Below are 25,992 nucleotides of genomic sequence, written 5' to 3' on the forward strand. Positions count from 1 at the left end.
GTGATTTCAAGAAAATTCATTTTTTTGAAGTTATATCGAGAACTTTCATTAATTATCTATTCTTACCACTTCTGTTCTTAGAATTTCCTCCACGACTCCGATTTCTAGAAGTTGAATTTTTTCTGGAATTTTGTCGGCCTCGTTGGTTGGCTGCTTTGTTTTCGGCCTTTGTGTCAAGTACTTCCTGAAGGCTTTCAGAAACTTCAAAGCCTTCAATAGTCTTCTGATCTAATTTTTCGCCAAGTAATTTTTCGATTCCCCGAACATATTCAAATTCGTCTACACTCACAATGGAAATCGCTTCACCACTCGCCCCTGCTCTACCCGTTCGACCAATACGATGGACATAATCTTCGGGAATGTTTGGTAGTTCATAATTGATCACATGAGGTAATAACGGAATGTCTAGTCCGCGGGCAGCTATATCGGTTGCAACCAAGACACGTACACGTCCTTCTTTAAAACCTGCCAGCGCTTTGGTTCGGGCTCCCTGACTCTTGTTACCATGGATTGCTGCGGAAGAAATCTTGGCCGAATCCAACTTTTTTGCCAAACGATTGGCACCGTGTTTGGTTCTCGTAAAGATTAGCACCTGTTGCCAGTCCCCTTCAGAAATAAGTTTAATAACCAAATCTGTTTTATCAGATTTGTTGGTTTTATAGATAAGCTGATCTACTTTTTCTGCCGTAGTATTTTCGGGGGTAGCTTCAACCATCACAGGATTACGAAGAAAACTAGAGGCCAGTTTTTTAATTTCCGAAGAAAAGGTTGCCGAAAATAAGAGATTCTGTCTTCTTTCAGGAATAAGCCGCAATACCTTTTTAATATCGTGAATAAAACCCATATCCAGCATTCTATCTGCTTCATCCAGCACAAAGAATTCGACATTTTTAAGACTAAAAACACCCTGACTGTGTAAATCGAGTAATCTTCCTGGAGTAGCGACCAAAATATCCACTCCCTGTCGTAATGTTCTAATTTGCGGATTGGCATTGACACCACCAAAAACTACGGTAGAACGAATATCAACAAATTTTGAGTATGTTTTTACATCTTCTAAAACCTGGGCTGCGAGCTCACGTGTTGGTGTTAATACCAAAGCTCTTACTTGTCGTTTTCCCTGAATGGGTTTACCGGCTAATATTTGAAGCATTGGCAATGTAAATCCGGCTGTCTTTCCTGTTCCTGTCTGAGCCGAAGCCAGAACATCTTTACCTTGTAAAATTTGAGGAATAGCTTTTTGCTGAATTGGAGTGGGTGTATCGTATCCTTTTTCGCTAATTGCTTTTAGCAGGGCATCGGACAGCCCAAGATTTTTAAATGACATAAATTGTTTTTGAGAAACAACGATTTAGGGATACTGTCATTTCTTTTGAGCGACAAAGGTACGGTTAATATAATTGAATGTGGAAATAATTATTATGAGACAAACTTATCTACAAAATTCATAATTCTATAAAAGGTTCAATTTATACTAAAAAAATAAAAGTATCTTTCTGCTTTAAAAAACATATCATGAAAAAAATCTTCAGCATCACAATTCTATCAATGCTTACCATTACTGCATTTGGTCAAACTGAACAACAAAAAGTAGAAAATACTATTTCAAAAGACAATATTAAAGGTCATATTTATTTTCTAGCAGACGACCTCTTAAAAGGGAGAGAAACCGGAACACCCGAAAATAAAATTGCTGCTTCTTACCTAGCAAATATGCTTCGAGGCTACGGTGTACAACCCAACCCAAAAACTGGAACATATTATCAAGAGGTTCAGTTAAATAAAATTACAACACCACAAAACACTACTTTAGCTATCAATGGAAAAGACATTAAAAAAATGGTCGCTATTGACGCCAATAAAGTTTCTTTCAAAGGAGATGCCGTGTATTTAAATTATGGTTTAGAAGAAGACTATAAAGGCAAAGACTTAAAAGATAAAGTTATCATCATACAAGCGGGAAGTGCCGAAACTAAAGATGCCAGAGGTGCTTTCAGATTACTGTCTCAAAAGAGGGAACTGGCTCAGGAAGCTGGTGTTTCAGCGGTTATCGAGTTATTAAATGCACAGGACCAGATGTGGGATTTTATCGATCATAACTTTAACGAGCCTTCGTTAGCAGTTGCTACTATGGAAAACGAAAGTATGAAGGAAAGTAAGATGGCTTACCTCTGGGTACAGGATGTAGATGCCGCTATGGCTTCAGATCTAATGAATTCAAAAAAACTAACTACTACACTTTCAATAGACAATAAAGTTGAAGAGCGTATAGTATCTCAAAATGTGATTGGCGTGATTGAAGGCACCGATCCCCAGCTTAAAAATGAGTATATCATTTACTCAGCCCATTATGACCATGTTGGGGTTGGAACGCCAGATGAGACTGGTGATACTATTTACAATGGCGCGAGAGACAATGGCGTAGGTACGACTACCGTTTTAAGTATGGCAGAAAATCTGGCAAAATATCCTACAAAGCGTTCGGCCCTATTTATTTTGTTTACCGGAGAAGAAAAAGGCTTATTAGGCAGCGAATATTATGTTGCAAATCCCGTATTACCCTTAGACCAAATGGTCTATTGCTTTAATAGTGACAATGCGGGCTATAATGACACTTCCCTTATCAGTATTATAGGATTACCAAGAACTACAGCCGAAAATCATATTAAAAATGCCGCAAAAACCTTTGGACTTACAGCAGTTGACGACCCTGCTCCAGAGCAAGGTTTATTTGATCGAAGTGACAACGTTCATTTTGCAGCAGCTGGAATTCCGGCACCAACCTTTTCATTAGGTTTTACTGCTTTTGATGGAGATGTGACCAAATACTACCATAGACCTGGTGACGAAGCAGACACCCTCGATTATGAGTATCTAGAACAATTTTTTAAGGCCTATGTGATGGCTGGACGTGCAATTGCAAATGATCCTGTAACTCCTACTTGGACTGCTGGAGATAAATATGAGGAAGCAAGTAAAAAACTGTATAATAAGATTGATAAAAATTAGTGTTTCAGGTTCGAAACTTATTGCTATTACTCATCTTTGGAGCTTCCTTTTCAAGCTGCTTCTGGAAACCGCCCGTAATGACCTATACCTATACCGATCAGAATAATAATCAATATTATATTTCAAGTAGCGAAATAAGGTATGTTCCTATAAAGGCTTCGGAAAGTTCTTCGGGGGAGTATGACGGGGGTGAACCAGTTACCATCCCAATTACCGAAACTCAGTTTTCAGAAATAAAAAAATTGACTGAATCAGTCTTTGAAGCGATAGATTCGCATACCACAAAAAGACAGATGATGACTTCGGTGATATCCTTAACATCCAATGGAGAAACAAAGCGGCTTACGCTAACACGTTCAAAAGAACGAACGGCATTAGAAACATACTTGAAAGCTGTAAAACAGTAGTTTTTATAGCATATCAAAAAGAAAAGCCGTTCTATCTTTCGACAAGAACGGCTTTATCATTGGGGAAAAAAGAAACTTAATTTTTTGTAAAAATAAGGATATCGGTTCCTCCATTTCCACCACTTATATCAATAAGGGAAATGGTAGTTGAGTTGACAAGTGTAATATCCCAGTCATCTACAAGATCATCAAAATCATCATCATCACTCACAGAAAAGAAGATATTGAAATCGTCGTCATCTGTTCCGTCATCATCATCAGATGAATTACTACTGTCTGTCACAGACCAAGTTCCAACCAACGTTCTAGAGCTACTCATAGCTGTTAATACTCCATCACTTCCAAATGTAAATGTGAATCCATTATAATCTGAAGTTTCATCTTCTCCATCATCCGTATAGGTAGATACGCGCCAATTGCCATCCTGTGCAATTAAAGCAACTTGGTCTGCACTTGAAGTACCATCATCGTTGTTATTATCGTCACTCGGATCACAGGCGACAAATACAAACCCAATTGCTAAACTAACCAACCAAATAAAATTTTTCTTTTTCGTTTTCATATTTATAATTCTAAATTATTATTAATTATTACAGTTTTTCAAATACTAAGGTGTCGGTTCCGCCGCCGCCTCCACTTACATCTCTAAGCTCTACTCGTGTACTTGTATAGCTTATCACATCCCAATCATCATCATTAAATTCTTCAAGGGGAGCCATTGGTCCAAAATCTAATGCCATATCAAGCGTAGTACCGCCTAAAACCATCCAGGTACCATTTACGGTTGTTCCATTGCCATTGGCTATAACTTCATCATTCACATTAAATGAAAAATTAAAATCTTGATACGTACTAGTTTGGTCATCTCCATCTTCATCATACAATGCTACAAACCACTCACCCTCTAAGAGGATATTTGTAAGTTCGGTTGCATTATTTCCAGTACAGTCATTTAAAGGATTTCTTTCAAAATTTAGGAAATCGGTTCCACCGCCACCTCCACTTACATCAACTAATCGAATAATTTGACCGTCAAATTCAATCACATCCCAATCATCGTTTAACTCTTCAAAAGGGTCGTTTGTTCCTGTAAATTCATACATAAGTGTCAAATCAATCCCGCTCCCACTATTTTGAGCAGACCATGTTCCATTAACAGTGTTGGTGTCGCTTGTAGCGGTAGAGGTTCCATTGGTAAAAAACTCAAAAGTATAATCTACATAGTTACAAGCTTCATTACCTTCATCTTCTTCATATAAAGTAATAAACCAGTTGTCTGTAATTAAATTTTCAATAAAAGCTGCAGTATTACCACCTGTACCGCAATTAGTAGGTGGCGTACGACCAAATACAAGGTTGTCAGTTCCACCGTTACCTCCACTTATATCTATAAGTCGAACTACCTGAGCATCAAATTCTACCACATCCCAATCGTCATTTAAATCTTCAAAAGGATCATCATCTCCCATGTGGTTAAAATTTAGTACAAGATCCAGACCAGAACCACTATTTTGTACTGCCCAATTTCCTGTCACAGTATTTGCAGAACTTACTGCAGTAACACTCCCATTACTTGTATAAGTAAATTCATAATCAACATAATCACAAGTTTCATCATCTCCATCATCATCATAGGTTGTCACGTACCAATTATTTGATATTAATACTTGAATAAGTGCATTTACATCACCTCCACCAGTATTTGTATTTGGTTCACGCTCAAATGTTAGATAATCTGTGCTTCCGTCACCACCACTAATATCTCTTAAGCGAATGATATTTTCATTAATTTCCAGTATGTCCCAATCTTCATCAAGTTCATCAAAAGGATCCTGTGTTCCGAAGAAGAGTTCAAAATCTGGTGTGCTACTACCTGTTAATTCCCAGGTTCCAGTAACGGTATTACTCCCATTGGTTGCAGCAGCTGTATTGTTGGTCGCAAATGTAAATTCATAACCATCAAAATCATCTGTTTCATCCAAATCATCAAAGAAATAGGTTATATACCAAGAACCGCTAGTGATAAAGGCTTCTAATTCATCTACTGGTATTGAACTATTGTCGCAATTGGTTTCAGACAACAGTGTAACCAACTCAGTATTATTAGCAATAACAGTAGTTTCTCCATTCACAATAACCGATACTGGATATTGTAATGCAATGATGTCATCATCATCTAAATTGCTAAGAAACAGAAACATTTCAACATCGCTATTTATAATTACAGTACCTGTTTGTTGCTGATTTGAATCATAGGTGAAAAATGTGAGTGGATATACAAACGACACGCATTCTAGAGTGTCATCAAGATCGTTTTCACAAGCTGCAATAATGGCATCAAGTTCAGTCTGACTAGTAACAGTTACTTGTGTAAAATCTGCTAAGACAATATTTATTGGAAAAACAATTTCAAGGGTATCTTGATCATTCGGAAATTGATCAAAAATATCTTCTACAATTTCGATATCATCTTCATCTGTAATAATTACTTTTTGACCGTTTGCAAATACTGTAATAGGTAAAACCACTTGAACACAGTCGCTACCGTCAATAATATCGTCTAAATCGCCGGGATTTTGAGAACTTCTACTTAACAGATTCGCTAAGGTAGAATTTGCAGTTATTGTTTCTTCGTCAGTTTCATCGATCATCTCACTTTCTTCCTTCTGACAAGAAAAAAGTACTAAGACAGATACTAAAAGAAATACTAGTTTTGTTAGTGTATTTTTCATAATATATTTTTTGGTGTTTATTAGTAAAACAATTAACTTTTAAAATACCCTACCTAAAAATATAAAAAATTTCTGCTTATTTTTATAAATAATTGTTAATCAGCTTATGAATAAACCCAACAATGTGTGCCAGGAAAGTACATTCAACTCTATATACAGTGACCACGGAAAATCCGTTTGGAGATTCCTTCTTTTCAAATGTGGAGATGAAGCACAAGCAGACGATTTGGTGCAGGAAGCATTTATTAAATTATGGCAGAATTGTGCTAAAGTTCCTGTTTCAAAAGCTAAATCTTTTTTATACACTGTTGCAAACAATATGTTTTTAAATGAAGTCGCTCACAAAAAAGTAGTGCTCAAATATGCTAACGCAAAAAACTCTGGATATAACAATCAATCTCCAGAATTTTTACTTCAGGAAAAAGAATTTTCAGAAAAACTAACTACAGCGATTCAAAATCTTACCGAAGGACAACGCACTGCTTTTTTACTAAATAGAATTGAAGGAAAAAAATATAGAGAAATTGCAAAATTATTAGACATATCTGTTAAAGCAGTAGAAAAAAGAATGAGTCAGGCGCTTGCATCCTTGCGTAATGAAATTGATGAAATAAAATAATACCTACAATAAGTAGGGTAAAAACAAATTGAACTGTTTTAATTATAGTTCACATACCATGGAAAAAAATTACCTTTTACATAAATATCTCAATAATGAAGCTACAGCCGCAGAAATCGAGCTTTTACAAAATGATTCTGAGTATAAGCGCTATATAGAAATTGCCGATAGCACCTCCAGGTTTGATACTCCTGTATTTAACGAGAAGGCTAATTTTGAAGCAATTTCATCAAAATTGACCTCTGCTACCAAAGTTAGAAAACTACATCCGTTGTCTACAGCTTTAAAAATTGCAGCCGTTCTAGTTGTCTTAGTTATGGGCTATTTATTTATTTCAAATTTGGATACGAAAGTTGAAACTGCAATTGCAGAAAATAAGTCAGTAGTATTACCAGACACTTCAGAAGTAATTCTCAACTCAAATTCTCAAATGACCTATAAAAAGAAAAACTGGGAGGAGAATAGGTCGCTTACCTTACAAGGAGAAGCCTTTTTTAAGGTTGCAAAAGGGAAACAGTTTGATGTCGAGACAGCATTAGGACATGTACGTGTTTTGGGCACTCAATTTAATGTTTTTTCAAGGGATAGAAATTTCCGCGTTTATTGTTACGAAGGATTAGTAGAGGTACATATTGGAGAACAAAAAATCCAATTACCAGCGGGGCATAGCTTAAAATGGAGCGGTGGGATTATTACCACCTCAACTAATACAGACGCACAAAGTCCTAGTTGGACAGAAGAGGAAAGCTCATTTGAAAATGATTCATTATCGTTTGTATTAAAAGAACTAGAGCGACAGTACAAGGTTACTGTGGATGCTTCAAAAGTAACTACCTCAATTAAATTTACAGGAAGTTTTACGCATACTAATCTTGAAATTGCGCTTCGAAGTATCTGTGAACCTCTTCAAATAGAATATACAATCGATGATTCTAACATACTACTCAATGAGAAAGAAAGTCGGTAATATTTTATGTTTACTAATCCTTCTCTCTTGCTTCGGAAGCACTTTTTTTTGCAGTGCACAAACTGAAGAAAAAACCTCATTGCTTTCTGTTCTTTCAGCTATTGAAACAAGATTTAATGTGAGATTCTCATATGCTTCCGAAGAAATTAAAACAATCAGTATTGTTGCGCCTTCTGAAGTAAATACACTGGATGAAACTCTTACTTATCTTGAAAAAAACATTCCTTTTCAACTCAAAAAAATTAATGAACGTTATTTTGCCATCACTCCCTACAAAGAAACTCAATGGTGTGGCACCATCATTTCTATCGAGACGGGAACACCGTTGGTTGGAGCTACTATCGTAGAAGACTCAGGTACTTTTTCTGTGGTATCAGATTCAGAAGGTCGGTTTTTTATTGACGATCAAAAATCTTCGACATTTATGACCATTTCGTATGTTGGTTATAAAAACCTTCGCATATCTACAAGTGAGCTTACAAGAGAATGTGTGCACATTTTTATGGAGGCTGAAACAACCACATTAGAAACGGTGGTTTTAAACTCTTATTTAACCAAAGGAATTACAAAGCACGCCAACGGAAAAATTACGCTTAATACAAGAAATTTTGGTCTTATACCAGGACAAGTTGAAAATGATGTGCTTCAAATTGCGCAAGTTCTCCCTGGTGTGGAGAGTGTCGATGAAACTATTTCGAATATTAACATTAGAGGAGGTACGCATGCCGAAAACCTTATTTTATGGGAGGATATAAAAATGTATCAAAGTGGTCATTTTTTTGGGCTTATATCGGCTTTTAATCCCGATCTTACAAAAGATGTTTCAGTCTACAAAAATGGTACCCCAAGTAGATATGGTGATGCTGTTTCGGGGGTTATTGACATGCGATCTGAAGATCACATCGCCTCTCAATTTAAAGGTGGGGGCGGACTTAATTTAATTCATGCCAATGCTTTTTTTGAAATCCCTTTTTCTGAAAAATTCGGACTTCAATTCGCAGCACGAACCTCTCTTAACTCACTTATTGAAACACCTGTTTATAAAACCTATTCGCAACGAATTTTTCAGGATACAGAAATAGAAAGAGACGACGAAACCAATCCGTTACTAAGTGCTCAGGAAGATTTTTACTTCTATGATATTAGCACTAAGTTTTTATGGAATCCTTCTGAAAGAGATGCCTTTGGTTTTCGCTTTTTGACAATTGACAACAGATTGGATTATAATGAAACGATTATTGACAATAATAGCTCAAAAAACAGCAATCTGGACCAACGCAGTATTGCAACTGGCGCTTCCTGGAAAAGAAAATGGAATGAGCGCTTCCATACTTCTGCCTCCTTGTATTTATCTTACTATTTCTTAAATGCTGTCAATCGTGATATTTTTACTACACAACGATTGATTCAAGAAAACGAAGTTGTGGAAAATGGTGTGAAACTTGAAAGCGCCTTACAACTTTCAGAAAACATAACAATACAAAACGGGTATCAGTTTAATGAAACAGGAATTTCAAATACACAAGATGTTAACTTACCAAGATTTCGAGATTTTCAAAAAGAAGTGATAAGGACCCATAGCGCATTTTCAGAAGTAACATTTATTTCAGAAAATAATAATACTGCACTTACATCGGGGCTGCGATTCAACTATATCACTAAATTTAAAGAACTGCTAATTGAACCCCGTTTAAGTGTGAGGCAAAAATTAAACAACCAATTTGCAATAGAAGCCAAAGGAGAATTTAAATCGCAAACTACGACCCAACGCATCGATTTTGAAAGTGATTTTCTAGGGGTCGAAAAAAGGCGATGGGTGCTTGCAAACGAAGAAAATATTCCAATCATTAAAAGCAAACAGGCCTCGGTTGGTGTTTCCTATGAAACCATAAAATGGCTGATTTCCTTAGAGGGATTCTACAAAGTAGTTGATGGAATTTCCAGTATTAACCAAGGCTTTCAAAATCAGTTTCAGTTTACTAATTCGCAAGGACAGTATCAAGTATCAGGAATCGAAGCTGTAATCAATAAAAGAACAAAACATTTTCATACATGGGTAAGCTATAGCTGGACAAATAATGAATATACTTTTGACGCTTTTTCTCCTTCTGTTTTTCCAAATAATTTAGATCGGGAGCATAGTGCAACTCTTGCAGGGTCTTATTATTCTGGAAATTTTAAACTAGCTATCGGAGTTAATTGGCAGAGTGGCAAACCCTATACGCTTGCTTTACCTGAACAAATGCAATCTATAAATTCTCAAGACCCCATTAACTATGACGCCCCTAATAATGAGCGCCTGCCAGACTACTTTAGAGCAGATATATCGTCTGAATATAGTTTTTCACTTTCGGAAAATTCTACAGCAAAAATAAGTGTCGCCCTTTTAAATGTATTCGATTATGAGAATACGTTAAATACTAGATACGCCCGATTAGAAAATAGTGATGGTACTAATACGATTCGAGAAATTAACGAAGTAAGCTTAGGACTCACTCCCAATGCTGCGATTCAAATTTTATTTTAGTAAAAGCTTTCAATGAAATCATATATTTTTAAATCCTCCTAGAATTCTTTGATAGGGTTCATCTATTGTTCTTATAAGTTTGTGGTATAAATCTTTATATCATGAAAAAATTCGTCCTTTCCTTTTTAGTAATAGTAAGCTGTATATTTATAGGAAATGCCCAAGCAGAATGTAGTGAAGAGTTTAAACAAATTCAGGGATTCTGGGAAACATTGACTATCGAAAATGCCATTAATGATCCTGAAGCGCTTTCGGCTGGATTTAATTCTCTCAAAGATAATTTGTCTACCTCTTTAGGAAAATTAAGTTTCGACAAATCCTTACCTAAGTTTTTACCCAACACGGGGAAACTTAAAAAAGGAACTCTTAAAAAAGGAAAAAAACGTTCTTATGTTACCTATTTGTCTTCTAAAGATACTATGGAAGTTATCGTAGCCAGCGAGCTGCAATTGACGGGGCTTTCTGTGATGATTTGTACCCATAACAGGGAAAAGATGGCTGAGAATGCCTTTGAATATACTTTTACTGACGAAGATACCACAAGCGAACATGGCTTTTATCTTACAGGTATTAAGGGAAAGGTCATAAGTGTAGCTCTAAAAAATAACGGTGAAAAACTACCTTACACATTAGCCTTTAGAGCTCCACAAATACAGGATACGAATACTACGTTTGATGAGGAAGAATACGAAGAGGAAATTGAAACTGATGATGGCGAATACTAAAACAATAATTCTATTGCTTCACCTATAAGACCGCTTATGCGGTTTTTTTTTTAGATCTCAAAATCGTTTGTATGAAATCATATATTTTAAAATACTATGTGAATTCTTTGATACCGTCACCGTTGACAAAAAGTAATTTAGGTGAAAAATTGAAACTTTATAACCAAATTAATATGAAAACCTTTTTGTTTTTAAGTTTATCCATTTTAATACATTTTGGAAGCCTAGCTCAAAGTCTAAATACCAATACTGAAATAAAAGAAAAAAGTAACCGTACTACTTCTGAAAAATTATGCAGATATGTTGCGGCAGATCAAAAAGGTAAAATTCTTGCTGGCAATCTTATAAAAATTGAAAGAAAGATCTCTAATGCAGCTGTAACGATTTCAGTCACTAAAACTGAGGGAGAATCAAGAGCAACAGCAAGTATTTATATAGATGAAAAATTTGTTGACCGACTTGTTTTTAATCCAGATGACAGAGATACTACTTTAACTAAAAACCTTTCAGAAGTCAACGGGAAAACAGTTCGGTTAGAAATAATAAATCAATCTAAATCAGCATTTTTTGTGTATTCGGCAAGCATTGAAACCAATAGTAACAGTTTACTGGAAAAAGGAAATCAAATTAAAGGCATCCTGTTAGGACAAACCAAAAAAACCATCACCAGTTTTGCGTCATGTACCAATAGAGCATCCATTCTAATAAACCGAACGGATGGCAGCGCAAGAGCTGCTGTTAAAATTTGGAAAAGAAATGATAAAAATTGGGAGTTACTGGAAACTAAGACCTTTGAAACCTTACAACCTAACAACCAATTAATTTTAAATTACAACACCAGTAAGCCCTTAAAAATTGAAATCAAAAATATATCTGTGAAAGAAAAATTTAAGTACCATATTGATGTTGTCGCAGTACATTAGTTTTAGGGAGTTCTACACATCATGAGACCAGTTTAACAGCTGGTTTTTTTATTCCTCCATGAATTCCCATATTTTGAATTACTACTAGAATTCTTTGATAGTAAGACAGATACATCAACCTACATTTACAATATCAAAATTAAAATCCATATATAAATTAGTAACACTAAAATTAAAATCCATGAAAAAATTAGTCTTTATTTTAACAGTTATGCTTGTAAGCTGCCCGACAATTATATCTGCTCAGCAAAGTCCAATCGACGGTGTAAGAAATACAATAAGTAATGTACTTCGTAGTGTAAATACGAATATTGCTTCTATCTCTCCTGCTAAGGCAGCAAATGAAATTAAAAAGAACTGGAATACCATTGCAGGTCGAAACGGATCCTTAACCATTGGCCCAAGACCTTTGGATACATCGAGAGAAACTGGCACAGTGTACGGACAGACAAAAAGAACTTTTATAGTAACACCCCGAGATACTAAAGATGTAGAAATCAAGCTTAATAAAATAGATGGCAAAGCCGAAACTATTGTGTATATAAGTGAAATTTCCAGAAATTATAGCAGTGATAAACTATTAGAAACATATGTTTTTAGAAATAGTAGCAGGCCTGAAAACAAAACATTTTTATTAAAAAATGTAACTGGTCAGACATTAGTGGTTGAAATCAAAAACAAGTCGGTTGGAAATAAGTTTCAATATCAAATTATTGCCACTGGAAAAGGGAGCACTTCTACTTCAAACACCACGGCTTCAAGTGGATCAACTAAAGGAGTTGGAAGTGTAAGAACTACGTCATCTACAAGTTCAAATGGGAGCACTGCCAGACCTACTGTACCTCTGTCTCCAGCAAAAGAATGTACGGCAACTTTAGACTATAAATCTGGTACTGTATATGCTGGAGGTCCAAAGAAAATAAAAGTAACTCCAACGGCAAATTCTGTAGAGGTTATCATCAAAAAAACAGATGGAAAGGCACAGACAGTTGCCAATATTTATGTAGCGGGTTCTCAAAAAAAGGTATTAACTTTTCCAAATGGTAGAAATGCACCTATGACCTTGCGATACACCGTACCCAATACAAGAAACAAAGAGGTACGCGTTGATATTGTAAACCAGTCTGTTGCTAATAAATTCTCATATCAAGCCTGGATTAAGGGTGGTTCAACTACTACTATGGGAGGTGAGATCACAGGAAGTATCTTACCGCAAACTAAGAAAACGGTTGAGACAAAAGCTTCTTGCACGCAAAAAAATCAGGTTGTTTTAGAAAGAACTTCAGGAAATGCAAGAGCTACAGTACGTTTCTGGAAGAAACTAACCAATGGGAGCTGGGAGGCAATTCGGGATAAGGATTTTACTTTTGAAACGAATGATGCGAACAAACAAGTGATAAAAATTAATACCAGTAAGGAGCTAAAAATTGAAGTGAAGAATATTTCGGTAGGAAATAACTTCAAATATAAATTGGATGTCATGCCTATTTAAGTGGCGACCAACTACTTAAATGTAGTATAGTACAAAAGCCGGTGCAATGCACCGGCTTTTACTTTTCTATATGAATTCATAGATATTGAGCTTCTCTATGTATTCTTAGATATGCTTATCACTAGTTTATAGTAGATTTAATAATTAAAACATAATCCTTATTAAGCCATGAAACAACTCCTCACTTTACTGATATTAATTGCCCCATTGATTATAAGCGCTCAAAAAACTCAAGAAATAGAAATAATGGATGACACTCAAAACGAACAACACTTCGACCAACACACTGGAACAACTGTTTTCAGTATAGCTCATGTACCTAATGGAGAAATTGCCTACGAGGGAAATCTAAATGAAGGGATTTTTTTAGACGATTTATCTTGGGCATGGAACAGTTCTGTTGCATGTTTTCCAGCCACACAAAAAAACAAATTTACAGGCAAACACGTCTTTTTTTCGGGGATTATTCCTAAATACAGTGAAATGGAAGTTACAGTAATACCCACTGACCCTTCTCTTAATTTAAGTATCTATGCTTATGAGGTTGGAGTAAATAACGATGCCATGGTGCCTAATCTTTCAAGTTGCATTCGTTGTGAAGCAGACCATAAACAAGAACGAAATTTTGTAGGTAAAGAGCCGCAGGATCACACAAGAAAAGTTACAAACCTAGTTACCATTAATCGACCTTACAAGGTTGTAATTGGTGTTACAGGGGCAGATGGCCTAGAAGAAGCAGATTTTACACTCGTTGTAAAGATGAAGACCCGGTAAATACAGATTGTAATTAATTGCGTAAGGGATTGGGTGCTTTACGCAATAAATTTTTTACTAACTTTAAAGAACCAACCCAACCTTTATTTTGTGAAAAAAATACTATTCATTCTGTCAATATTCCTAATTTCAAGCAAGGTACCTGCACAGGAAGTAACCCTAATTGATAGTTTACTAAGAATAACCAAGCATCACAAAAATGACTCTGTAGTAATGCAAGCCTATAATAAATTACGCAGAGCAACTTATTATAGTGATATTGAAGAATCCAAAAAATATACAAAAAAGTTTTTGGAATATGCCAGAAAACGAAACGACTCACTTCATATCGCTTTTGCGCATTTCTACCTTGGAAACTCATATGTACAATCCAATGATTTAACATCGGCTATTGCTCAATATCTAAAGGCTTCAGACTATTACGAACGAGTAAAAGATTCTGTACGATTACCCTCTGTCTTAAATGCCATTGGAGCCGTATATGAAAAAAAACTAGACGATTCCTTATCGCTTCGGTATTATGAAAAATCATTACAATTAAGTCAAGCAGCGAATGACAAAAGGAGGTCCAGTATCGCACTTATCAATATTAGTAATATTTTTCAGAAGCAAGGAAATTATTCAGTAGCCATAGAGAAACTGGAAGAAGCTATTCGATTAATTGAAGCGCATAAAAATGTTGACAATAAAACCAATGTAAAGCAGCAGGAACAAATCGCCAAAATCAATTTGGCAACAGCCTATCTCGAAGTACAGAATCTGGAAAAAGCGAAAGATATTTTTTCAGAATTACTAAATACAGTCGATACGATTAAAAACAAGTATGTCTACAACTATAGCCTGGTAGGACTTGGAAAAGTAAATCTTAGAGAAAATAACAACGAGGTAGGGACCACCTATCTTGAAAAGGCCTACAAAAGTTATACTGCTAATAATTTTGAGGAGGACAGGTATCTAATTATGATGGATCTTATAGACGCCTATAATTCGACCAATCAGGAAGAAAAGGCCTTACGTATTTTTTATGAGTACAACACTATTAAGGATTCTATTTTTAATGTAGATAAAGATAAAAATCTGGCAGATATGCTTCAGAAATATGAAGCTGAAAAAAAAGACAATGAGATTCTTGCACAAAGTCTTACCATTGAGAAAAAGAACAAACAAAAAAACAGAATTCTTATAGGCTTAATAGCTTTGGGAATACTTTCGATTATTGGATTTCTTTTTCTTCGGAAACGTCATCAATACAAAAGCAAATTGGCAAGGCAAAAACAGGAAATTCAGAAACAAAAAATTACCGATCTTCAACAAAAAAATAAGCTTTTAGCGATGAGTAGTATGATTAAAGGACAGGAAGCAGAACGGCTTCGAATCGCCAAAGATCTACATGATAGTTTAGGTGGCTTATTAAGTACAGTAAAAGCGCATTTTACGACAATTCAGAATAAAATAAAGCAACTAGAAGATCTTAATATTACTGGAAAAACAAATCAGCTTATTGACGAAGCCTGTGTTGAAGTACGACGAATTTCGCATAATATGATGCCTCACGCTCTAAGTATTTCGGGACTCAAAGGAGCCGTAGAAGATGTAGGAGCCCATCTTACTGCACAAGGCTATAAAACAACGGTTGAAATAAAAAATTTACCTTCTAAAATAGAAACCACGAGAGAAGTTATGGTTTACCGCCTTATTCAGGAGATTGTATCCAACATTCGAAAACATGCCGAAGCAAAGTCGATTTTAATTCAGTTAATTGGCTTTAAAAATGACCTCAACCTTACCATAGAAGATGATGGTAAAGGTTTTGAATATAAAGCTGCTATTGCCAAAGGCGGATTGGGACTTAAGTCTATTGACAGCCGGGTACAGTTTTTAGATGGCACCATCGATTGGGACACCCAAACGAACAGAGGAACTTCGTTAACTATCACCATCCCAGTTGTATGAATATCTTTAGAAACATAGCATATTTATTGGCGTTTGGCATCCCTTTTTTAGTAAGTTCTCAAGAGGTGTCAAAAGTATATATGGATAGTGTTTTGAGTCGTATTAAAACGCAACCCGAAAAAATTCAGAAAAAAAGCTATCAAGAACTGGGCATCCTACTTAATAAAACAAGACCCGAAGAGAAAGCATCACAGTTTTATGAATATCTGTTCAAAAAAGATTCTTCAGAAATCATGAAATTGAATATCTACCAGTTTTACTGGAGAAACCTCTCAAGAACAGGGAAGCTGGACAAAGCAATTGAAATTTGTAAGAAAGGAATTGCTCTTTCAGAAAAGTATAATGATGAACGCTTTCTTATACATTATAACTCTTCTATTGCTACATGTTACCATTATAAAAACAAAGCAGAAGAAGCACTCTATCATTTAAATGAAGCCGAAAGACTTGCATTAGACGGAACTAACGGTGATATGCTGCGACATGTCTATTATACAAAAGGGCTTGTGTATATTTTGCTGAAGGATTACAAAAAAGCAGAAGAAAGCTATCTGAAAATGTGGGAAGTAGTAAAAAATTATGAAAACTCAGCTACAAAACGCTTTGTTGTGTATGTGCTGGTAGATTATTTTTCTCAGGTAGATCGACCTAATGAGCTGGTTCATTATACAGAAATCCTTTCTGAATTATATGAAGATGCAAATCCAGATATGCCTTCAGGCCACATGCCTATCAAAGACATCTTTAAGAAAAGTCTGGACCCTGAAAAAATTCCAATCCTTCAAGAAGCCATACGCGTTAGCGATAGTATGAACAGCATGAACTCCCTATTACAAACTACGCTTGCTCTCACTAATATCTACAACGAGCTAGGACAATCTGCCAAAGCAATTCCCTATCTCAAAAGAATGGAAATAAAACTTGACTCAATTCATAAACCTTTTAACTTAAAGGATACCTATCAGGCGCTTTCCTATACCAGTGCTAAAGCAAAAAATTATCAGGATGCCTATACCTACAGAATTCTTCAAGCGTCTCTCGAAGACAGTATTATTTCTGAAAATACAAAACGTAATATTGCCAAGCTTGAGATTGAATTTGAAACCGAAAAGAAAGAACGGCAGATTGCAGAACAAAAACTGGAACTGGAACAAAAAGAACGGCAGCGAAAGATGATTCAATACGGATTGATTGCCCTTGGAGTGCTGTTAGTTTTGTCTTTATTCTTTTTTAGATACCGATTGAAGTCTCAACATACCATTTCGACTCAAAATGAAGCCATTCAAAAACAAAAAATCACAGACCTTCAGCAAAAAAACAAACTACTTGCCATGAGTAGCATGATTGAAGGACAGGAAGCAGAACGGCTTCGTATTGCAAAAGATTTACATGACAGTTTGGGAGGTTTATTAAGTACCGTAAAAGCGCATTTTACAGCCATTCAGAATGAAATAAAACAACTGGAAGCGCTCAATATTACAGAAAAAACCAATCATTTAATCGACGAAGCCTGTGTGGAAGTACGCCGAATTTCACATAATATGATGCCACATGCGTTAAGTATTGCCGGATTACAAGGTGCCATCGAAGACGCGGGAGCACATTTAAACTCTCAAGGATATAATACAACAGTGGAAATAAAAAATTTACCTAGAAGACTTTCGGAAACCAGAGAAGTGATGATTTACAGATTGATACAAGAGATACTTTCGAATATCAGAAAACATGCAAAAGCAAAATCGATATTAATTCAGTTATTGGGTCATGAAGACCTTATCAACCTTATTGTTGAAGATGACGGAAAAGGATTTGTATATGAGACTGCGGTTATGAAAGGAGGACTCGGATTGAAGAGCATAAATAGCAGGGTTCAGTTTTTAGATGGAACCATAGATTGGGATACAAGCCCCGGCAACGGAACATTAATTACTATTACAATTCCTGTCGAATAATTTGTAGGAAACATTCCTAACAGAATTCATAGATATCCTTTTACTATAGGATATCATATAGTAAACAAAATCAATAAATTGTACATTAGTACCTGGCATTTACAAACATTGTTTAAAGACTGACTAACCATCAAAAACAAGATAAATGATACATGTATTTATAGTAGATGACCATAAAATGGTAATAGATGGCATGAACCTGCTTCTTAAAGATGAAAAAGGAATTAGTGTGGTAGGATGGGCAGAAAATGGAGAAGATGCTATTAAGGAAATACCACAACATGAAGTAGATGTTGTATTACTAGACATCAATATGCCTGGAATCAATGGGATTGAGACTTGTAAGGAATTAATGAAACAGAATGAGGCTTTAAAAATTATTGCCATCTCCATGCACAAAGAAAGTAGTCTTATCAAATTGATGTTAAGCAATGGAGCAAAAGGCTATGTGCTAAAAAACGCTGGTCAGGATGAAGTCATTGACGCTATAACCACAGTCTACAATGGCAAAATGTATCTGGATGACACTGTCAATGAGATAGTATTAAACAGTGTTGCAAACAATGGATCTCAAAAAACCGTAAGTCCGTTTCCTACCTTGTCCCGTAGAGAAAAAGATGTACTCGAATTAATACTTGATGAGCGTACGACTCAAGAAATTGCCGAAAAACTTTTTATCAGTTTTGGTACCGTAGAAACACACAGACGAAACATGCTTATTAAAGTAGGAGCAAGAAATACGGCTGGATTAGTACGAACAGCTATAGAATATGAATTACACAAATAACAAACAATCATGAAAAAAATACTTCTACTACTTACAGTTATCTGTTTAGTATCCTGCGCAAGTGAATCAGAACAGGAGGGACTAAATAATGTTGCAGATATTTATGATGCGACTACCTCATATAGCAAAAGTTTTAATACTAATAATGGAAAGAAGACTTCATCTTTTAATGTAAAAGTTTCAGGGAGTAAAATGATTGATAGCTTGCAGCCAACTGTTACAACTGCCAATATTGCCACATTAATTTACGGAAATATGAACGAAGAAGAACGCGGCGATTATGATCATATTGATGTCGAATTGGTCAATGCCAAAAATGACACTGTAGGCTACTATTACCCCATGAATATCCTCGAGAATATTTATAATAAATCAAAGAATTTTAAGGCGTTTTCTGAAGCATTAATAAATAATGATGCTGCAAAATTGGATGAAATAAGGCATAAAGCTGACTTTGAAAAACCTATTGGACAACCTCTTCTCAACGTTATTAAAAATTTAGAAAAAAAACACGGACAATTAATGACCTATAAGCCTTTTGGGATAGCTGAAATTAACAATAGCGCCAATGAGCAAGCATTCCAATACCAAGGAAATCTTATTTTCCGAAATGGAAAAGTACCTTACTTGGTGACTATAGAAAATATCCCTGGACAAGATGAGGTCATCGGTTTCAGGATATTTTAAAATTACATCCGTTCTGGAACGTTAATACCTAATAGGTCAAAAGCACTTTTAATAACTTCTGCAACAGCTTTACTCAAGTGGATGCGGAAGTTTTTTTCTTCGGAAGTATCCGCTGCAAATATGGGAACATTCTGGTAAAACGAATTAAATTCTTTAACCAGATCGTAGGTATAGTTTGCGATCAACGCCGGACTGTAATTTTGTGCTGCTAACTGTATGGTTTCTGGAAATTGTTCAAGTAACTTGATGACTTCTTTCTCTTTCTCATGTAACTGAAAATTTTCTGTATACTCAAAGTTTTTCAGTGCCTCACCCTCTGCTTTTCTCAATATCGACTGAATTCGTGCATAGGTATATTGAATAAAAGGCCCCGTATTTCCTTGAAAATCGACACTCTCTTCGGGGTTAAAAAGAATACGCTTTTTAGGATCCACTTTCAGTATATAATACTTTAACGCTCCCAATCCAATAGTTTGGTATAAATCTGATTTTTCTGCTTCGGAAAAATCATCGATCTTACCTAATTCTTCACTAATCGTACGAGCGGTCTCTGCCATGTCTGTAATTAAATCATCTGCATCTACGACGGTTCCTTCACGACTCTTCATCTTTCCGCTGGGAAGATCTACCATTCCATAGCTTAAATGATATAAATTTTCTGCCCAGGCGAATCCTAACTTTTTCAGAATTAAAAACAAAACTTTAAAGTGGTAATCTTGTTCATTTCCTACTGTATAGATCATTCCGTTTACATCTGGAAAATCTTTAATTCGCTGAATCGCTGTTCCAATATCCTGGGTCATATAAACTGCGGTGCCATCACTTCGCAAAACGATCTTTCTATCCAAGCCTTCGTCTGTTAAATCACACCAAACCGACCCATCCGGATCTTTTTCAAAAACACCTTTCGCCAATCCTTCGGCTACAAAATCTTTTCCTAATAAATAGGTGTCACTTTCGTAATAATTTTTATCAAAATCTACTCCAATATTTTTATAGGTCACCTCAAATCCGTCATACACCCAACCGTTCATTTTTTTCCAAAGTGCCACAACCTCATCATCTCCTGCCTCCCATTTCTGAAGCATTTGCTGAGCTTCTAAAAGGATAGGAGCGTTCGCTTTAGCGACTTCTTCAGTTTCTCCTTGTAGTTTTAATGCCTCTATTTCTTTTTTGTATTCCTTGTCAAAGGTTACATAGTAATTTCCTACTAATTTATCACCTTTTAAACCTGAACTTTGGGGCGTTTCTCCATTACCATACCGTTGCCAGGCTAGCATACTTTTACAAATATGAATTCCGCGGTCATTAATAATTTGGGTTTTATAGGTTTTTTTTCCACTAGCTTTTAAGATTTCAGCGACCGAATACCCTAACAACACATTTCTAATATGTCCCAGGTGCAAGGGTTTATTGGTATTTGGGGAGGCATATTCTACCATCCGTGCATCATCACTTTGAGGCATCTTTCCGAAGTCTGAAAAATCTCCTACATTCGTGAAAAAATCTAGATAATAGCTGTCACTCAATACTAAGTTTAAAAAGCCTTTCACGACATTGAATTTTGAAACTTCAGCTACTTCTTTAACCAATTCTTCTCCAATAACTTCCCCTATTTGTACTGGATTTCCCTTTACAACTCGTAGCATCGGAAAAATGACTACAGTAATATCGCCTTCAAAATCCTTACGGGTTGCCTGAAACTCTACAGTCTCGAGATCTGCGCTGTATGTATTTTTTACAACTGACTTAATTTTTTCTGAAAGGGTTTGCTGTAGACTCATGAGTTAAATTTTTCAACGGCAAAGGTACGCTTTTACCTATTTTTAAAGAAAGCTTATTCCTATCTTTATAATTCTAAATGGATAGCACATGCTCGTAAACGTATCATACAACATTAAGGCAATTAGCCAAAAGATCGATCAGGAGGTTGGAAAGCCCTTTACTATTAGAGAGCGGTTAAAAATGAAAGGCATTGGTTCTACCAAATTAATCATTACTGAAACCAGTGTTCAAATTAATAATCTTCTCATTCTAGACAACAATAGAAATCAGTGTAATATAGAAATGCGCCCTAACGGAATTATTGTTGGTTTTAGGTCACTCCTTGAAAGCTATGCACTTATTATTCCTTATTACAAATTAGTATTATACAAAGGCAAAGCCGAAGAATACTCCATATACAGAGATGATTATTGGTTAAAAATTGAAGCCCGTTCAAAAGACAAAAGTATTCATAAGTTTATGCAGAAGATACTTTCGGCAAAAGCCGAAGCAGCTCCCACTAGATTAGAAGATTTGTAAAATCCTGGCTTTAAAAATTTATTTAGCAGCTGGTTTTTCAGTAGCCACGGTTTACCTGCTTGCCAAGGCATTACAAGCTAGCTATTTCCGGTTCTTCAAAAATGCACCTGCAATCAAAGCGACAACCCCTAAACCTATCATTCCTAGTGTCTGATTGCTAATTCCCTCTTTTGCTGAAACTTCTAAAGGACCAATATCTACTACTTGCTGAGGTACAAATGCTTGATATAGACCTAAGACAATTAGAACGATTCCTACAATTACAAGAACAAGTTTTAAAATTTTCATATAGGTTGTTTTTAAAATATTAAAGATAGAAAATTTAATAGTACAACCAATTTATAGTTACGGAGCGCTTTTTTAATTCACTCTAAAAAGGAGTACATTTGTGTAAAATAATAGGCTATGTTAAAAGCAGGAGTGCTAGGTGCGGGACATCTTGGCAAAATACATTTAAAATTGCTTCAGCAGTCAGATAAATACGAGCTAGTTGGTTTTTATGATGCCAATCAGGATGCTGCCAAAGAAATAGAAAAAGAATTTGGGTATACGAGTTTTCCAACGATGGAAGCGCTTATAGATGCCTGCGACATGGTCGATGTAGTAACTCCTACAATCTATCATTTTGAATGTGCCGAAAAAGTAATAAAAGCAGGCAAACACCTCTTTATTGAAAAACCAATTACGCATACTGTAGCAGAAGCAGACATCATTCGTGATCTGGCAAAAGAATATAAAGTACGAGGACAGGTTGGACAAGTAGAACGTTTTAATCCAGCGTTTATGGCTGTAAAGGATATGATTGGAAACCCTATGTTCATTGAAGCGCATAGACTTTCAGAATTTAATCCGAGAGGAACAGATGTGTCTGTTGTGCTCGACCTGATGATTCACGACATAGATGCTATTTTAAGTATTGTAAAATCTAAGGTAAAGCATGTATATGCCAGCGGGGTTTCGGTAATTAGTGATACCCCAGATATTGCCAACGCACGTATTGAGTTTGAAAATGGCTGTGTGGCAAATTTAACGGCCAGTAGAATTTCGATGAAGAAGATGCGGAAGGCACGTTTCTTTCAGAAAGATGCGTACATTTCAGTAGATTTTCTGGAAAAGAAATGTGAAGTTGTAAAGATGAAGGATGCGCCGGAGAAACCAGATGATTTCGCCATGATCCTAACGAATGCTGAAGGGGTCAAAAAACAGATTTATTTTGATAATCCAGAAGTAGAATCAAATAATGCAATATTAGATGAACTGAATAGTTTTGCTGAAGCAATCAAGAATGACAGAGTTCCAGAAGTCTCACTAACACAAGGAGCAGAAGCACTTCGGGTCGCAATGTTAATTATCGAAAATTTTAAAATAATATAATAATCCAAAAGCTTATTGCCTTACGCTTTAAGCCTATAGCTTTTAAATATGAAAAATGTAGCAGTAATAGGAGCAGGTACTATGGGAAATGGAATTGCCCATACTTTTGCTCAGTATGATTATAAAGTTCAATTGATAGATATTTCGCAGGAGTCACTGGACCGCGGAATGGCAACCATCACCAAAAATCTAGATCGTATGGTCGCTAAAGAGAAAATTTCTGAAGCCGATAAAAATCAAACGCTCAAGAATATCACAACCTACACCAGTCTCGAAGAAGGGGTAGAATACGCAAGCCTCGTGGTAGAAGCTGCCACCGAAAATATTGATCTAAAACTGAAGATTTTCAGAGATCTTGAAAAATTCTGTCCAGACGATACCATTCTAGCGAGTAATACTTCATCTATCTCAATTACACAAATCGCAGCAGTGACCACAAGACCCGAAATGGTCATCGGGATGCACTTTATGAATCCTGTGCCAATAATGAAACTGGTTGAGATTATTAAAGGGTACAGCACCAGTGACGAAACTTACAAAACGGTAGAAGAGATTTCAAAAAAACTCAATAAAGTTCCTGTTGAAGTAAACGATTACCCAGGCTTTGTAGCAAATCGTATCTTAATGCCTATGATTAATGAAGCAATTGAAACACTTTACAATGGTGTAGCTGGTGTCGAAGAAATTGACACGGTTATGAAACTTGGAATGGCACACCCAATGGGACCATTACAATTAGCCGATTTCATCGGTCTGGATGTGTGTCTTTCAATACTCAATGTGATGTATGACGGATTTAAAAACCCAAAATATGCACCATGTCCATTACTCGTAAACATGGTGATGGCAGGCAAAATGGGTATAAAAAGCGGTGAAGGATTTTATGAGTATGCTGAAAGTCGCAGAGCCGAAAAAGTAGCAAAAATGTTTAAGTAAAAAAGTTGGATGAAAAATAGCGTATTATTTGTACTTCTTGTTTTTTTTAGCATTTCAAATGCAATTGCATGTACTTGTGTGTTTGAAAAGCAATCGCTACACAAAAAGGTAAAAATAGCATATGCAACATCTAAAGTTGTATTTACAGGTAATGTTATAGCTAAAAAAAATATACCGGACCAAACTGACAACCATTTAAAATTAGATCTTATACGTTATACTTTCGAAGTGATTAATCCCTTCAAAAATACGGAGGGAAATGAAACAATTGATGTAATTTCATTGGCAGATGGCGGCATGTGCGGGTATACTTTTGTTGTTGGAAAGACCTATCTTGTCTATGCAAGAACTTCAGAAAGCTATTCAGATCATTCAGAAATCAAAACGTCTTATACCACAGGTTTGTGCGATAGAAATAATACTATTCGCAATGTTAATAAGAGAGAATTACGCAAACTTCGTTATTTAAAAAAACGAAAACAGTAATCAATGACAGTTTATAGTGCATAAAATCAAGAACCGATAATTTGGTACCTAATAACTAATAAATGGCTCACATCGTCCCTTTTAAAGCAGTTCGCCCTACACGCGACAAAGTAAGTTTGCTTGCGGCAAGATCTTATGACAGTTATACTCCTGCTCAAGTGGAATCAAGACTTCGAGACAACCCGTTTTCTTTTTTACACATTGTAAATCCAGGATATAAATACGATAAGGTGATTGCTGGTACAGAACGCTATTCATTGGTTCGTAACAGATATCTAGAATTTAAAGAAGATGGTATTTTTATGCAGGACAAGAAACCCTCTTTTTATATCTATAAAATTGTCAATAGAGACGGATTGGAGTTCAACGGAATTGTAGCTGCTGCCAGTGTAAGAGATTATGAACAAGATGTCATAAAAAAACATGAGGATACCATTGAATACCGCGAAGAGATTTTTAAAAATTATCTCAAAACGGTTGGTTTTAATGCCGAAGCAGTGCTCCTCACCTATCCCGATAATGATTCTTTAGAGGCTATTATTGAAAATGGAATGAAGGACAGAGCCGAATATGAGTTCACAACTACTTATCGCGACACACACTATGTCTGGAATGTTGATGATGCCGTATTGGTTGAGAAGATCACATCCTTATTTTCGGAAATGAAAACGCTTTACATCGCAGATGGGCACCATCGTTCTTCTTCTTCTTTTTTAATGGCAAAAGACTGTGCATCAGAAAATAAAAACCATACTGGAGAGGAACCCTATAACTTTTTTATGAGCTATCTCATTCCCGAAAGTGACTTAAAAATTTACGAATTTAACAGACTTGTTAGAGACCTCAATGGTTTGACCAAAGAAGAATTCTTAATCAAGCTCGACGCTGTGTATCGTATTGAAAATCGCGGGCAAGAATACTACAAGCCTTCAAAAAAACATCATTTTAGCATGTACCTTGATGGCTCCTTTTATTCGTTATACCTTCGGAAAGATTACAAATTTAAAAATGCTTTAGATAGCCTTGACGCTCAAATTCTACATGAAACGGTGTTAAAACCTATACTTGGAATTGAAGATGCACGTAATGATACACGGCTGGATTATTCCCACGGAAAAAATGACTTAGCCTATGTAAAAACAGTGGTGGACAAAGGCGATTTTAAGGTAGGCTTTGGATTATTACCTGTGACCACTTCAGAATTAAAACAAATTGCAGACGAAGGTTTAAAAATGCCCCCTAAAAGCACCTATATCGAACCAAAATTACGTAGCGGGGTTACCATTTATGAGTTTTAAAAACCGAATGACTTTCAGAAAAAAATACAGAAGCTTCCCT

General features: G+C 35.8%; 23 protein-coding genes. 18 read left to right on the forward strand and 5 right to left on the reverse strand.

Going from position 1 to position 25,992, the window contains the following annotated elements:
- Window positions 1–52 precede the first annotated feature (52 nt).
- Window positions 53–1,327, reverse strand: coding sequence for a DEAD/DEAH box helicase (locus ACFQO1_RS12420; RefSeq protein ID WP_380218471.1), 1,275 nt, complete (start codon window positions 1,325–1,327; stop codon window positions 53–55).
- A 188-nt stretch (window positions 1,328–1,515) separates the two neighbouring features.
- Between ACFQO1_RS12420 and ACFQO1_RS12425 the strand changes: the two genes are divergently transcribed.
- Both ACFQO1_RS12425 and ACFQO1_RS12430 read left to right on the forward strand, forming a co-directional pair.
- On the forward strand, window positions 1,516–3,009 hold the full coding sequence (locus tag ACFQO1_RS12425; protein WP_380218472.1) for a M28 family peptidase: 1,494 nt from the start codon (window positions 1,516–1,518) through the stop codon (window positions 3,007–3,009).
- Window positions 3,010–3,086: 77 nt separating this feature from the next.
- Window positions 3,087–3,416: a hypothetical protein gene (locus ACFQO1_RS12430; protein WP_380218473.1), complete on the forward strand. Its 330-nt coding sequence runs from the start codon at window positions 3,087–3,089 to the stop codon at window positions 3,414–3,416.
- A 76-nt stretch (window positions 3,417–3,492) separates the two neighbouring features.
- On the opposite strand, the gene ACFQO1_RS12435 is transcribed toward ACFQO1_RS12430, so the two are convergent.
- On the reverse strand, window positions 3,493–3,978 hold the full coding sequence (locus ACFQO1_RS12435) for a hypothetical protein (protein WP_380218474.1): 486 nt from the start codon (window positions 3,976–3,978) through the stop codon (window positions 3,493–3,495).
- Window positions 3,979–4,006: 28 nt separating this feature from the next.
- Complete coding sequence (locus tag ACFQO1_RS12440) at window positions 4,007–6,148, reverse strand: hypothetical protein (RefSeq protein WP_380218475.1); 2,142 nt, start codon at window positions 6,146–6,148, stop codon at window positions 4,007–4,009.
- Between the two features lie 106 nt (window positions 6,149–6,254).
- On the opposite strand from ACFQO1_RS12440, the gene ACFQO1_RS12445 reads away from it, so the two are divergent.
- The 11 genes from ACFQO1_RS12445 to ACFQO1_RS12495 all read left to right on the forward strand — a co-directional run bounded on the left by ACFQO1_RS12445 (window position 6,255) and on the right by ACFQO1_RS12495 (window position 19,554).
- Entirely contained in the window at window positions 6,255–6,767 is a 513-nt protein-coding gene (locus ACFQO1_RS12445; RefSeq protein WP_380218476.1) for an RNA polymerase sigma factor, read from the forward strand.
- Window positions 6,768–6,825: 58 nt separating this feature from the next.
- On the forward strand, window positions 6,826–7,734 hold the full coding sequence (locus ACFQO1_RS12450) for a FecR family protein (protein WP_380218477.1): 909 nt from the start codon (window positions 6,826–6,828) through the stop codon (window positions 7,732–7,734).
- On the forward strand, window positions 7,715–10,261 hold the full coding sequence (locus ACFQO1_RS12455) for a TonB-dependent receptor (RefSeq protein ID WP_380218478.1): 2,547 nt from the start codon (window positions 7,715–7,717) through the stop codon (window positions 10,259–10,261). The genes ACFQO1_RS12450 and ACFQO1_RS12455 overlap by 20 nt, the downstream gene beginning before the upstream one ends.
- Window positions 10,262–10,362: 101 nt before the next feature.
- A complete protein-coding gene (locus tag ACFQO1_RS12460) occupies window positions 10,363–10,986 on the forward strand; it encodes a hypothetical protein (protein WP_380218479.1) in 624 nt (207 codons plus the stop codon).
- A gap of 173 nt (window positions 10,987–11,159) precedes the next feature.
- Window positions 11,160–11,909, forward strand: coding sequence for a hypothetical protein (locus ACFQO1_RS12465; RefSeq protein WP_380218480.1), 750 nt, complete (start codon window positions 11,160–11,162; stop codon window positions 11,907–11,909).
- Window positions 11,910–12,090: 181 nt separating this feature from the next.
- Window positions 12,091–13,401 carry a hypothetical protein gene (locus ACFQO1_RS12470; protein ID WP_380218481.1) on the forward strand — a complete coding sequence of 437 codons (1,311 nt, stop codon included), beginning with the start codon at window positions 12,091–12,093 and terminating at the stop codon, window positions 13,399–13,401.
- Between the two features lie 168 nt (window positions 13,402–13,569).
- Window positions 13,570–14,175 (forward strand): hypothetical protein, encoded by a 606-nt coding sequence (locus ACFQO1_RS12475; RefSeq protein WP_380218482.1) that lies wholly within the window; start codon window positions 13,570–13,572, stop codon window positions 14,173–14,175.
- A gap of 90 nt (window positions 14,176–14,265) precedes the next feature.
- Entirely contained in the window at window positions 14,266–16,128 is a 1,863-nt protein-coding gene (locus tag ACFQO1_RS12480; protein ID WP_380218483.1) for a tetratricopeptide repeat-containing sensor histidine kinase, read from the forward strand.
- Entirely contained in the window at window positions 16,125–18,080 is a 1,956-nt protein-coding gene (locus ACFQO1_RS12485; RefSeq protein WP_380218484.1) for a tetratricopeptide repeat-containing sensor histidine kinase, read from the forward strand. Before ACFQO1_RS12480 ends, ACFQO1_RS12485 begins: the two co-directional genes overlap by 4 nt.
- Window positions 18,081–18,225: 145 nt before the next feature.
- Window positions 18,226–18,867 (forward strand): response regulator, encoded by a 642-nt coding sequence (locus tag ACFQO1_RS12490; protein ID WP_380218485.1) that lies wholly within the window; start codon window positions 18,226–18,228, stop codon window positions 18,865–18,867.
- Window positions 18,868–18,876: 9 nt separating this feature from the next.
- Window positions 18,877–19,554 (forward strand): hypothetical protein, encoded by a 678-nt coding sequence (locus tag ACFQO1_RS12495; protein WP_380218486.1) that lies wholly within the window; start codon window positions 18,877–18,879, stop codon window positions 19,552–19,554.
- A gap of 2 nt (window positions 19,555–19,556) precedes the next feature.
- Here ACFQO1_RS12495 and argS read toward each other — a convergent pair whose 3' ends face one another.
- Entirely contained in the window at window positions 19,557–21,338 is a 1,782-nt protein-coding gene (argS, locus tag ACFQO1_RS12500) for an arginine--tRNA ligase (protein WP_380218487.1), read from the reverse strand.
- 88 nt (window positions 21,339–21,426) lie between these two features.
- Here argS and ACFQO1_RS12505 point away from each other — a divergent pair, with 88 nt between their 5' ends.
- On the forward strand, window positions 21,427–21,858 hold the full coding sequence (locus tag ACFQO1_RS12505) for a hypothetical protein (RefSeq protein ID WP_380218488.1): 432 nt from the start codon (window positions 21,427–21,429) through the stop codon (window positions 21,856–21,858).
- Between the two features lie 81 nt (window positions 21,859–21,939).
- Here the strand turns inward: ACFQO1_RS12505 and ACFQO1_RS12510 are convergent, their stop codons facing one another.
- Window positions 21,940–22,146, reverse strand: coding sequence for a hypothetical protein (locus ACFQO1_RS12510; RefSeq protein ID WP_380218489.1), 207 nt, complete (start codon window positions 22,144–22,146; stop codon window positions 21,940–21,942).
- Window positions 22,147–22,263: 117 nt separating this feature from the next.
- Between ACFQO1_RS12510 and ACFQO1_RS12515 the strand changes: the two genes are divergently transcribed.
- The 4 genes from ACFQO1_RS12515 (at window position 22,264) to ACFQO1_RS12530 (ending at window position 25,952) form a co-directional block, all read left to right on the forward strand.
- On the forward strand, window positions 22,264–23,232 hold the full coding sequence (locus ACFQO1_RS12515) for a Gfo/Idh/MocA family protein (RefSeq protein WP_380218490.1): 969 nt from the start codon (window positions 22,264–22,266) through the stop codon (window positions 23,230–23,232).
- 48 nt (window positions 23,233–23,280) lie between these two features.
- Entirely contained in the window at window positions 23,281–24,168 is an 888-nt protein-coding gene (locus tag ACFQO1_RS12520) for a 3-hydroxybutyryl-CoA dehydrogenase (RefSeq protein ID WP_380218491.1), read from the forward strand.
- 9 nt (window positions 24,169–24,177) lie between these two features.
- Entirely contained in the window at window positions 24,178–24,654 is a 477-nt protein-coding gene (locus ACFQO1_RS12525; protein WP_380218492.1) for a hypothetical protein, read from the forward strand.
- A 62-nt stretch (window positions 24,655–24,716) separates the two neighbouring features.
- A complete protein-coding gene (locus ACFQO1_RS12530; protein ID WP_380218493.1) occupies window positions 24,717–25,952 on the forward strand; it encodes a DUF1015 domain-containing protein in 1,236 nt (411 codons plus the stop codon).
- Window positions 25,953–25,992 lie beyond the last annotated feature (40 nt).

It is taken from the genome of Jejudonia soesokkakensis (assembly GCF_042664795.1).
Lineage (GTDB): Bacteria > Bacteroidota > Bacteroidia > Flavobacteriales > Flavobacteriaceae > Jejudonia > Jejudonia soesokkakensis.